Below are 11,971 nucleotides of genomic sequence, written 5' to 3' on the forward strand. Positions count from 1 at the left end.
TTGAAGATTAGGCGATTTTTACCAGGGTACGGCCCTGTGCCTGATTGTTGATAATCGCATCAGCAAACTGCGGTGCTTTATCAAGGGGGATTTCCGTCGCACTCTGGGCGTAAAACGATTCTGGCAGATCTTTCACCAGACGCTCCCACGCGGCGGTGCGGCGCGCAATTGGGGTCATCACTGAATCGACGCCTTGCAAACGGACGTTGCGCAGAATAAACGGCATCACGGTGGTCGGCAGGGCGAAGCCGCCCGCCAGGCCGCAGGCCGCCACGCAACCGCCGTAGTTCATTTGCGCCAGCACCTTCGCCAGCACTTTATCGCCAACGGTATCGACAGCACCCGCCCAGACCTGTTTTTCCAGTGGACGCGTTTCTGCAAACTCGTCTCGGGCGAGAATACGGTTAGCCCCTAACTGGCGCAGATAATCGTGCGTACTTTCACGACCAGAAACGGCAGCCACCTGATAACCCAGTTTATGCAGCAAAGCAACCGCGGTGCTGCCTACGCCGCCGCTGGCGCCAGTTACCACAATTTCGCCGTCTTGTGGGCGCACACCCGCATCTTCCAGTGCCATCACGCACAGCATGGCGGTGAAACCGGCTGTGCCGATAATCATCGCTTTACGGCCATCGAGCCCCTTTGGCATCGGCACCAGCCAGTCGCCCTTCACGCGTGCGCGCTCGGACAAACCGCCCCAGTGGTTTTCGCCCACGCCCCAGCCGGTCAGCAGCACGGGCTGTCCTGGTTGAAAACGCGCGTCGTCGCTGGCGTGTACCGTCCCTGCAAAATCAATACCGGGAACCATTGGGAAATTACGGATAATTTTGCCTTTTCCGGTGATCGCCAGCGCGTCTTTATAGTTCAGGCTGGACCACTGAATATCTACGGTGACATCCCCTTGCGGCAACAGGCTGTCGTCGATGCGCTGTACCGATGCAAGGGTTTTCCCGTCCTGCTGTTCTAAGATTAATGCCTGCATAATCCGTCCTCAATGGCTCGATGTTGGGTAAAATTTCCTTCAGAACTATACTCGCTACACACAATTCTATGTCGATTTGGCGCAATAAATTGCCAGAAACCCCTGATTTGGTAGTATGCCGGGTTCATTTGATATGTTAGTGCTCACTTTTGAAGGAGCGGGCAGCCGGGGCCGGGCGATTTGTCGGGTGACGATTAACCAACGGAGTTAAATCAGGGATGCGATTAACGACGAAATTTTCCGCTTTTTTTACGCTGCTGACCGGGTTGACAATCCTGGTGACGTTGATTGGCTCGTCGCTGAGTTTTTATAACGGCATTCAATATAAAGTGAAGAGCCGCGTTGAGGCGGTGGCCACGGTGCTGGATAATCGCCTGCTGACCACGCCCTTCGAGCAACTGGGCCCGCAGCTTGATGAAATGCTGGCGCCCGTGGATGTGGTGCGTGTCGATTTCCTCCAGGATGGAAAAAACATCTACCATCACGCGCGCAAAAGCAGCTACCGCCCGGTCGGCAGCTATTATCGCTATCGCGAAGTGGTGATTGATTCTGTTAAGCATCCCGGCATGCAAATTAAGCTGGAGTATCAGGATCCGATGGCGAACTACTTCCGTTCGCTGATGACCACACTGCCGCTGACGCTAACCATTGCCTTTATGGTATTGATGGTGTTCATCGCTGTGCGTTGGCTGCGTCGCCAACTGGCGGGACAAGAGTTGCTGGAATCGCGGGCCATTCGCATCCTGAACGGTGAGCGCGGCGCGAAAGTGAAAGGTAACGTTCACGAATGGCCTGCCCGCACGAGTAGTGCGATGGACCTCCTGTTGTCAGAAATTCAGTTTGCTGGTGAACAGCGCAGTCGAATGGATACGCTGATTCGCGCCTATGCCGCGCAGGATAATAAAACCGGCCTCAGCAATCGTCTTTTCTTTGATAATCAACTGGCGACGCTGCTGGACGATCAGGAAAACGTCGGTGCGCACGGCATTGTGATGATGATTCGTCTGCCGGACCTCGATTTACTGCGCGACAGTTGGGGCAATGAAGCGGCAGAAGAGCACCTCTTTATGCTCATCAACCTGCTTTCCACCTTTATGATGCGTTACCCCGGCGCATTACTGGCGCGATACCACCGCAGCGACTTTACTGTACTGTTGCCGCATCGCACCCTGAAGGAAGCCGACAGTATCGCCGGTCAACTGCTCAAGGCGGTGGATGCGCTGCCGATAACCAAAATTCTCGACCGTGATGACATGATGCACATTGGCATTTGTGCCTGGCGTAGCGGACAAACCAGCCAACAGGTGATGGAGCACGCGGAAGCCGCCGTACGCAACGCGGTGTTGCAGGGCAGTAATAGCTGGGCGATTTACGATGATTCGCTGCCGGAGAAAGGGCGCGGGAATGTACGCTGGCGTACGCTCATCGAACAAATGTTACGACGCGGCGGCCCGCGTCTGTATCAGAAACCGGCGGTCACGCTTAATGGTCGTGTGCATCACCGGGAACTCATTTGTCGCATCTATGACGGTACTGAAGAGGTGATTGCCGCTGAGTATCTGCCGATGGTGCTGGAGTTCGGCCTGATGGAAGAGTATGACCGTTTGCAGATAAACCGCGTGCTGCCGTTCCTGAATTTCTGGCCAGAGGAAAACCTGGCGTTGCAGGTGTCGGTCGAGTCGCTCATTCGCCCGCGTTTTCAGCGCTGGCTGCGTGATACGTTAATGCAATGCGAAAAATCGCAACGTAAACGGATTATTTTTGAACTTGCAGAGGCGGATGTTTGTCAACATATCAGCCGCTTGCAGCCCGTCGTGCGTTTAATTAACGCATTGGGGGCCAGGATCGCCGTTATTCAGGCGGGTTTAACCCTGGTGAGCACCAGTTGGATTAAGCAACTTGAGGTTGAACTCATTAAGCTTGACCCAAGCCTGGTGCGAAATATTGAGAAGCGGAGTCAAAACAAGTTGCTGGTGCAAAGTCTGGTTGAAGCCACGAAAGGCACAACCATGCAGGTTTTTGCGCCGGGCATCCGGAGCCGTAGTGAATGGCAGGTACTGACAGAGTGTGGCGTTTCCGGCGGGCAAGGTGATTTTTTTGCCGCCTCACAACCACTTGACACGAATGTGAAAAAATATTCGCAAAGATACTCTGTTTGACCTGCTGTTTAGCGTGTTTATCACGTAGAATAATGCGCGCGGTTTATTCGGGGGTGTGCGTGTCTGCTCGCCGGGTATATGTCGCATCATGCAAGTCGACGACCTTTGAAACAGGTTGCAAGTCCAGATTGGGATACGGTTAATGACTCCCGACGCTGATGGAGCCAGGTTGGATTTGTAACAGAGGAAACGAACTGCACTAATTTTCACCGTTGCAGATGATTTTTGCGCCTTGTCGCTGCTGCGTGTGGTTGGTAAAGTAAGCGGATTTTGTTTTCCGCCCCAGCTTTCAGGATTATCCCTTAGTATGTTGAAAAAATTTCGTGGCATGTTTTCCAATGACCTGTCCATTGACCTGGGTACTGCGAATACCCTGATTTACGTAAAAGGACAAGGCATCGTATTGAATGAGCCTTCCGTGGTGGCCATTCGTCAGGATCGTGCTGGTTCTCCGAAAAGCGTCGCTGCCGTCGGTCATGACGCCAAACAGATGCTGGGTCGTACGCCTGGCAACATCGCAGCCATCCGCCCGATGAAAGACGGCGTTATCGCTGACTTCTTCGTTACCGAAAAAATGTTGCAGCACTTTATTAAACAAGTGCACAGCAACAGCTTCATGCGTCCAAGCCCACGTGTACTGGTGTGTGTGCCGGTTGGCGCAACGCAGGTTGAGCGTCGTGCGATTCGTGAATCCGCGCAGGGCGCTGGTGCCCGTGAAGTGTTCCTGATTGAAGAACCGATGGCTGCCGCAATTGGTGCGGGTCTGCCGGTTTCCGAAGCGACAGGTTCTATGGTGGTTGATATCGGTGGTGGTACCACTGAAGTGGCGGTTATCTCCCTGAACGGTGTGGTTTACTCCTCTTCCGTACGTATCGGCGGCGACCGTTTCGATGAAGCTATTATTAACTACGTCCGTCGTAACTACGGCTCTCTGATCGGTGAAGCCACCGCAGAGCGCATCAAGCATGAAATCGGCTCCGCTTACCCGGGCGACGAAGTGCGTGAAATCGAAGTACGTGGCCGTAACCTGGCAGAAGGCGTACCGCGCGGTTTCACCCTGAACTCCAACGAAATCCTCGAAGCGCTGCAAGAGCCGCTGACCGGTATCGTAAGCGCCGTCATGGTTGCTCTGGAACAGTGTCCGCCGGAACTGGCGTCCGACATCTCCGAGCGCGGTATGGTTCTGACCGGTGGTGGTGCGCTGCTGCGTAACCTTGACCGCCTGTTAATGGAAGAAACGGGCATTCCTGTCGTTGTTGCTGAAGATCCGCTGACCTGTGTGGCGCGCGGTGGCGGCAAAGCGCTGGAAATGATCGATATGCACGGCGGCGACTTGTTTAGCGAAGAGTAGTCAGCCTGAGTCCGGGGTAGCTTTCGGGCTACCCTTGATTTTACTGACACGAGAATACGCATAGCCTATGAAGCCCATTTTTAGCCGTGGCCCGTCGCTACAGATTCGCCTTATCCTGGCGGTTCTGATCGCGCTTGGCGTTATCATCGCCGACAGCCGCCTTGGTATGTTCAGCCAGATCCGAACGTACATGGATACCGCCGTCAGTCCTTTCTATTTTGTCTCTAATGGTCCTCGTGAATTGCTCGACAGCGTGTCACAAACGCTGGCCTCGCGTGACCAACTCGAACTTGAAAACCGGGCACTTCGCCAGGAACTGCTGCTGAAAAACAGCGACCTGCTGATGCTGGGTCAGTACAAACAAGAAAACGCCCGTTTACGTGAACTGCTGGGTTCGCCGCTGCGTCAGGATGAGCAGAAAATGGTGACGCAGGTGATTTCTACCGTTAACGATCCTTACAGCGATCAGGTGGTTATCGATAAAGGCAGCGTCAATGGCGTCTATGAAGGCCAGCCGGTCATCAGTGACAAAGGCGTGGTCGGCCAGGTGGTGGCTGTCGCCAAACTGACCAGCCGTGTGCTGTTAATTTGCGATGCCACGCATGCGCTGCCGATTCAGGTGCTGCGTAACGACATCCGCGTGATTGCCGCCGGTAACGGCTGCACCGACGATCTCCAGCTCGAACACCTGCCTGCCAACACCGATATCCGCGTCGGCGACGTGCTGGTGACGTCTGGTCTCGGCGGTCGTTTCCCGGAAGGGTACCCGGTTGCGGTGGTCTCCTCTGTGAAGCTCGATACGCAGCGTGCGTACACCGTGATCCAGGCGCGTCCAACTGCCGGCCTACAGCGTCTGCGTTATCTGCTGCTGTTGTGGGGCGCCGATCGTAACGGTGCGAACCCGATGACACCGGAAGATGTGCATCGCGTAGCTAACGAGCGTCTGATGCAGATGATGCCGCAGGTATTGCCATCCCCGGATTCCATGGGGCCGCCTACGCCAGTTCCTGCGCCTGCTACAGGGATTGCAACCTCGCCCACGGAAACCCAGCCGACTGAGCTCTCCCCTCAGGGAGGGCCATAGTGGCGAGTTACCGTAGCCAGGGACGCTGGGTAATCTGGCTCTCGTTTCTTATCGCACTGCTGCTGCAAGTGATGCCCTGGCCGGACAACATTATTGTTTTCCGGCCCAACTGGGTTCTGCTCATTCTGCTTTACTGGTCACTGGCGCTGCCGCATCGGGTGAATGTCGGTACAGGCTTTGTGATGGGCGCAATTCTGGATCTCATTAGCGGTTCAACGCTCGGCGTGCGCGCGCTGTCGTTGAGCATCGTGGCGTATCTGGTGGTGCTCAAGTATCAGCTGTTTCGTAATCTGGCGCTCTGGCAACAGGCGCTGGTCGTCATACTGTTGTCGCTTGCCACGGATATTATTGTTTTCTGGTCAGAGTTTTTAGTGATCAACGTCTCTTTCCGTCCAGAAGTGTTCTGGAGTAGTGTAGTTAATGGCGTACTCTGGCCGTGGATCTTCCTCCTGATGCGCAAAGTTCGTCAGCAATTCGCCGTGCAATAAGGTCGTTATGAAAATTTATCTCGCTTCAGGATCCCCGCGTCGCCAGGAACTGCTTACCCAATTAGGTGTGGCGTTTGAAAAAATCGTTCCAGGCATTGAAGAGCAGCGCCGTCCGCAGGAAAGTGCGCAGCAATACGTGACGCGGCTGGCGCGCGAAAAAGCGCAGGCCGGGGTGGCGATGGTCAATCAAGACCTCCCGGTTCTGGGCGCGGATACTATAGTTATCCTCAATGGCGAAGTGCTGGAGAAACCACGTGATGCCGCCCATGCGGCAGAGATGCTGGGCAAGCTTTCAGGGGAAACGCATCAGGTGATGACCGCCGTCGCGCTGGCAGACCGCCAGAACACGCTCGACACGCTGGTGGTCACCGATGTGACGTTCAGAGTACTTTCCGAACACGATATCGCAGGCTACGTTGCCTGCGGTGAACCTTTAGATAAAGCAGGTGCATACGGTATTCAAGGGTTGGGTGGCTGTTTTGTCAGGAAGATAAATGGCAGCTATCACGCCGTAGTCGGCTTACCGCTGGTGGAAACGTATGAGTTGCTCAGTAACTTTAACTCACTACGTGAGGAAAGGGATAAACATGACGGCTGAATTATTAGTAAATGTGACGCCATCCGAAACGCGTGTGGCGTATATCGATGGCGGCATTTTGCAGGAAATTCATATTGAGCGTGAAGCGCGACGCGGAATAGTAGGCAATATCTACAAGGGTCGTGTCAGTCGGGTATTGCCAGGGATGCAGGCGGCATTTGTAGATATTGGTCTGGATAAGGCCGCATTCCTTCACGCTTCCGATATCATGCCGCACACCGAGTGCGTGGCGGGCGAGGAACAAAAACAGTTCACCGTGCGCGACATCTCCGAGCTGGTGCGTCAGGGGCAGGACCTCATGGTCCAGGTGGTGAAGGATCCGCTCGGCACCAAAGGCGCGCGTCTGACAACCGATATCACGCTCCCTTCCCGTTATCTGGTCTTTATGCCTGGCGCGTCCCACGTCGGTGTCTCCCAACGTATTGAAAGCGAAGCCGAACGTGAACGCCTGAAAAAGGTGGTGGCGGAATACTGCGACGAGCAGGGTGGTTTTATCATTCGCACGGCGGCGGAAGGCGTGTGTGAAGAGGATTTAGCCTCTGACGCCGCGTACCTCAAACGCGTGTGGACCAAGGTGATGGAGCGTAAAAAACGCCATCAAACGCGTTATCAGATGTACGGCGAACTGGCGCTGGCGCAGCGTGTGCTGCGTGATTTTGCCGATGCTCAGCTTGACCGTATTCGCGTTGATTCGCGACTGACCTATGAAGCACTGCTGGAATTTACCGCCGAATATATCCCGGAGATGACCAGCAAGCTGGAGCACTACACCGGCCATCAGCCTATCTTCGATCTCTTTGATGTCGAAAATGAAATTCAGCGCGCGCTGGAACGTAAAGTAGAACTGAAATCGGGCGGCTATCTGATTATCGATCAGACCGAAGCGATGACCACGGTGGATATTAACACCGGGGCGTTTGTCGGCCACCGTAATCTCGACGACACTATCTTCAATACCAATATCGAAGCGACCCAGGCTATCGCGCGCCAGCTGCGCCTGCGTAATCTGGGCGGCATTATCATCATCGACTTTATCGATATGAATAATGACGATCACCGCCGTCGCGTGCTGCACTCGCTGGAGCAGGCGCTGAGCAAAGATCGCGTGAAAACCAGCATTAATGGCTTCTCTCAGCTTGGGCTGGTGGAGATGACCCGTAAGCGCACCCGTGAAAGCGTGGAGCATGTGCTTTGCAATCAGTGCCCGACGTGCCACGGACGCGGAACGGTGAAAACCGTTGAGACCGTATGTTATGAAATCATGCGTGAAATTGTGCGCGTGCATCATGCGTATGATTCCGATCGCTTCCTGGTGTATGCATCACCGTCGGTGGCGGAAACCCTGAAAGGTGATGAATCACACGCACTGGCGGAAGTCGAAATTTTCGTCGGCAAGCAGGTAAAAGTACAAATCGAACCGCTCTACAATCCAGAGCAGTTTGATGTGGTTATGATGTAAAACAGCCTGCCAGGCACAAGGAGAGAAGCGTGAGGCGATTGCCGGGGATATTACTGCTCACCGTGGCAACATTGATTGTCATTGCTGCGCTGCTGGTGAGCGGCCTGCGCCTCGTGCTGCCGCATCTGGACGAGTGGCGCCCGCAAATCCTGGCGAAAATCTCCTCGGCGGCGGGGCAACCGGTAGAAGCCTCGAAAATTCAGGCCAGCTGGGAAAACTTCGGCCCCACCCTTGAAGTGCGTGATATTAAAGCCGGGCTGGATAACGACGGCGGTGAGATGTCGATTAAACGCGTCTCGCTGGCGCTGGATGTCTGGCAGAGCCTGCTGCATATGCGCTGGCAGTTCCGCGATCTCACGTTCTGGCAGCTCAACATTCACACCAATTCGCCGCTGCAAAGCAATGACAGTAGCGACAGCATGGAAGGCGATCGTATTGCTGACCTCTTCCTGCGCCAGTTTGACCAGTTCACCCTGCGCGATAGCCACCTGAGCTTCCTGACCCTCTCCGGTCAGCGGGCTGAACTGGCGATCCCGCAACTCACCTGGCTGAACGGTAAAAACCGGCACCGCGCGGAAGGTGAACTGAGCCTGACCAGTCTCACCGGGCAGCACGGGGTGATGAAAGTGCGTATGGATCTGCGTGATGAAAACGGCCTGCTGAACAAAGGCAGGCTGTGGTTACAGGCGGAGGATATCGATGTTAAACCCTGGCTGGGCAAATGGATGCAGGACAACATCGCGTTGACCAGTGCGCGCTTCAGCCTTGAAGCCTGGGCTTCGCTTGATAAAGGCGAAATTGCCAGCGGTGACGTCTGGTTGAAAAAAGGCGGTGCGAGCTGGAAAGGCGATAAAGACGATCACCAGCTCGCCGTGGATAACCTGACGGCGCATCTCTCGCGTGAGAAAAATGGCTGGGAATTCCGTATTCCTGATACGCGAATCACTATCGATGATACGCCATGGCCGCGCGGCGCGCTGGCGCTGGCGTGGATCCCCGAGCAGGAAGTGGGCGGCAAAAACAGCGTGCGCAGCGATGAACTGCGCATACGCGCCAGCCATCTTTCTCTTGCCGGGCTTAACGGCCTGTTGCCGATTGCCGACAAACTCTCTCCCAAGCTTGGCGAAATCTGGCGCACCACACAGCCAAACGGCATGATTGATTCGCTAGGGCTCGATATCCCTCTCCAGGCGACCGAACAAACCCGTTTCCAGGCCGCGTGGAAAGATCTGGCCTGGAAGCAGTGGAAGCTGTTGCCCGGCGCAGAGAATGTCTCTGGCGATCTGTCCGGCAGCGTCGAAAACGGCGCGTTGAAAGTGAATATGCAGCAGGCGACGATGCCGTATGAAACGGTGTTCCGCGCGCCGCTGGAGATTGCCAAAGGCACCGCCACGCTTAACTGGCTGAATAACGACAAAGGCTTCATGCTGGATGGTCGTCATATCGATGTAGAAGCCAAAGCCGTCCGCGCCGCAGGCGGTTTCCGTTACCTGCAGCCGAAAGATGACCAGCCCTGGCTGGGCATTCTGGCGGGCATCAGCACCGACGATGGCGGCCAGGCCTGGCGCTATTTCCCGGAAAATCTGATGGGCAAAGAGCTGGTCGATTACCTGAGCGGCGCGATTAAAGGCGGCCAGGCTGATAACGCGACGCTGGTGTATGGCGGCAATCCGCATCTCTTCCCGTACAAGCACAACGAAGGGCAGTTTGAAGTGTCGGTGCCGCTGCGCAATGCCACCTTTGCCTTCCAGCCTGACTGGCCCGCGCTGACCGACCTCGACATTCATCTCGACTTCCTCAACGATGGCTTGTGGATGAAGGCCGACAAAGTGGCATTGGGCGGCGTCACGGCGACCAACCTTAACGCCATGATCCCGGACTACGCCAAAGAGAAGCTGCTGATTGATGCCGACATCAACGGGCCGGGTAAGGCGGTTGGGCCGTATTTCAATGAAACACCGCTAAAAGAATCTTTAGGTGCGACGCTGGATGAACTCCAGCTTGATGGGAATGTGAGTGCTCGCTTACAGCTTGATATTCCGCTTAATGGTGAGCTGGTTCATGCAACTGGCGATGTATCGCTCAATAACAACAGCCTGTTTATCAAACCGCTCGACAGTACGCTGCAGAACCTGAGCGGCAAATTTAGCTTCTCTAACGGCGATTTGCAGAGCCAGCCGATGACCGCAACCTGGTTTAATCAGCCGCTGAAGGTTGATTTCAACACCCGTGAAGGCGAGAAATCGTATCAGGTTGGTGTCAACATGGACGCCAACTGGCAACCTTCACGCACGGGCGTACTGCCGAAAGCTGTCAACGACGAAATCAGCGGCACCGTGCCGTGGCAGGGGAAAGTCGCTATCGAACTGCCGTATGGCGGTAGCCCCACGTACAAGGTAGGCGTCACCGCTGACCTGAAAAATGTGAGTAGTCACTTACCTGCACCGGTCGATAAAGCCGCCGGTGAGCCGCTTCCGGTGAAAATTGACGTTGATGGCAACCTGAAAAGCTTCGATTTAACCGGCAAAGTGGGAAGTAATAATCATCTCAATAGTCGTTGGTTGCTCAACCAGAAACTGACGCTGGATCGCGCAATCTGGGCAAGCGACAGCCGCACTAATCCGCCGTTGCCCCAGCAGCAGGGCGTTGAGCTAAATCTCCCACCCATGGATGGCGCACAGTGGCTGGCGCTGTTCCAGCAGGGCGCGGCCAGTGATGCAAGCTCCGCCGCCGTTTTCCCGAAACAGGTCACGCTGCGCACGCCGTCGCTGACCTTAGGCGGGCAGCAGTGGAATAACCTGAGCATCGTTTCGCAGTCGTCGGCGCAGGGCACCAAAGTTGATGCGCAGGGCCGCGAAGTGAATGCCACGCTGACCATGCACGATAATGCACCGTGGCAGGCGGCAATTCGCTATCTGTATTACAACCCATCCGCGACGCCGCTGACGCAGGCCACGGCGGCGTCGACAGGCCCGCTCACCCGTAATCGCATCGATTTCAGTGGCTGGCCGGATCTTCAGCTTCGTTGTGCGGAATGCTGGCTGTGGGGGCAGAAATATGGCCGTATCGACGGCGATTTTGCCATTAAAGGCGACACGCTGACGCTCAGTAACGGCCTGGTGGATACCGGCTTCGCGCGGCTGACCAGCGACGGCGAATGGGTTAATGGGCTGAATAGTCAGCGGACGTCTCTGAAAGGAAAATTGCGCGGCAAGAAAATTGATGATGCGGTGGCGTTCTTTGGTATCGCCACGCCAATCCGCGACTCCTCAATTAACCTGGATTACGACTTACACTGGCGCGCCAGTCCGTGGCAACCGGATGTCCCGTCGCTGAACGGTATTTTGAAAACGCGTATTGGCAAAGGCCAGTTTACCGATTTGAGCACTGGCCATGCGGGTCAGCTGCTGCGCCTGCTGAGCGTCGATGCGCTGCTGCGTAAACTGCGCTTTGATTTTAGCGATACCTTTACGGAAGGCTTCTATTTTGACTCTATCCGCAGCACCGCCTGGATTAAAGACGGCGTGCTGAACACGGATGACACCCTGGTCGATGGCCTCGAAGCGGATATCGCCATGAAAGGTTCGGTCGATTTAGTCCGCCGTCAACTGGCGATGGAAGCCATTGTTGCGCCTGAGATTTCTGCAACTGTCGGTGTGGCAGCGGCGTTTGCCATTAACCCGATTGTCGGTGCAGCCGTCTTCGCGGCCAGTAAAGTGCTGGGGCCGCTGTGGAGCAAAGTCTCAATTCTGCGTTATCGCATCACCGGGCCAATCGATTCGCCGCAAATCAATGAAGTTCTGCGCCAGGCGCGCAGCGATACGAAGCAATGATTTGACGCAATCGCACA

Annotated in this window: 8 protein-coding genes; 7 read left to right on the forward strand and 1 reads right to left on the reverse strand. The window is 55.4% G+C overall.

Annotated features, from left to right (window positions below):
* Window positions 1-7: 7 nt before the first annotated feature.
* Window positions 8-982, reverse strand: coding sequence for an acrylyl-CoA reductase (NADPH) (acuI, locus tag NMC31_RS22095; protein ID WP_253899089.1), 975 nt, complete (start codon window positions 980-982; stop codon window positions 8-10).
* Between the two features lie 218 nt (window positions 983-1,200).
* Between acuI and csrD the strand changes: the two genes are divergently transcribed.
* From csrD to yhdP, 7 genes are all read left to right on the forward strand, one after another.
* Complete coding sequence (csrD, locus tag NMC31_RS22100; protein ID WP_253899090.1) at window positions 1,201-3,141, forward strand: RNase E specificity factor CsrD; 1,941 nt, start codon at window positions 1,201-1,203, stop codon at window positions 3,139-3,141.
* A gap of 307 nt (window positions 3,142-3,448) precedes the next feature.
* On the forward strand, window positions 3,449-4,492 hold the full coding sequence (gene mreB / locus NMC31_RS22105; RefSeq protein WP_000913396.1) for a rod shape-determining protein MreB: 1,044 nt from the start codon (window positions 3,449-3,451) through the stop codon (window positions 4,490-4,492).
* Between the two features lie 67 nt (window positions 4,493-4,559).
* Window positions 4,560-5,576 carry a rod shape-determining protein MreC gene (gene mreC / locus NMC31_RS22110; protein ID WP_253899091.1) on the forward strand — a complete coding sequence of 339 codons (1,017 nt, stop codon included), beginning with the start codon at window positions 4,560-4,562 and terminating at the stop codon, window positions 5,574-5,576.
* Window positions 5,576-6,064, forward strand: a complete 489-nt coding sequence (mreD, locus tag NMC31_RS22115) for a rod shape-determining protein MreD (RefSeq protein ID WP_015962784.1) — start codon at window positions 5,576-5,578, stop codon at window positions 6,062-6,064. The genes mreC and mreD overlap by 1 nt, the downstream gene beginning before the upstream one ends.
* A gap of 7 nt (window positions 6,065-6,071) precedes the next feature.
* The gene (locus tag NMC31_RS22120) at window positions 6,072-6,662 is read left to right on the forward strand and encodes a Maf family protein (protein WP_253899092.1); all 591 of its coding nucleotides are present in this window, start codon (window positions 6,072-6,074) and stop codon (window positions 6,660-6,662) included.
* Window positions 6,652-8,121, forward strand: coding sequence for a ribonuclease G (gene rng, locus NMC31_RS22125; RefSeq protein WP_149464033.1), 1,470 nt, complete (start codon window positions 6,652-6,654; stop codon window positions 8,119-8,121). The genes NMC31_RS22120 and rng overlap by 11 nt, the downstream gene beginning before the upstream one ends.
* Window positions 8,122-8,150: 29 nt before the next feature.
* Window positions 8,151-11,954: an AsmA2 domain-containing protein YhdP gene (yhdP, locus tag NMC31_RS22130; RefSeq protein WP_253899093.1), complete on the forward strand. Its 3,804-nt coding sequence runs from the start codon at window positions 8,151-8,153 to the stop codon at window positions 11,952-11,954.
* Window positions 11,955-11,971 lie beyond the last annotated feature (17 nt).

The organism is Pseudocitrobacter vendiensis (genome assembly GCF_943590815.1).
Taxonomy (GTDB): domain Bacteria; phylum Pseudomonadota; class Gammaproteobacteria; order Enterobacterales; family Enterobacteriaceae; genus Pseudocitrobacter; species Pseudocitrobacter vendiensis.

Coding starts and splice junctions, on each gene's coding strand:
- acuI (WP_253899089.1), bottom strand. CDS start 982: ATGCAGGCATTAATCTTAGAACAGCAGGACGGGAAAACCCTTGCATCG.
- csrD (WP_253899090.1), top strand. CDS start 1,201: ATGCGATTAACGACGAAATTTTCCGCTTTTTTTACGCTGCTGACCGGG.
- mreB (WP_000913396.1), top strand. CDS start 3,449: ATGTTGAAAAAATTTCGTGGCATGTTTTCCAATGACCTGTCCATTGAC.
- mreC (WP_253899091.1), top strand. CDS start 4,560: ATGAAGCCCATTTTTAGCCGTGGCCCGTCGCTACAGATTCGCCTTATC.
- NMC31_RS22120 (WP_253899092.1), top strand. CDS start 6,072: ATGAAAATTTATCTCGCTTCAGGATCCCCGCGTCGCCAGGAACTGCTT.
- rng (WP_149464033.1), top strand. CDS start 6,652: ATGACGGCTGAATTATTAGTAAATGTGACGCCATCCGAAACGCGTGTG.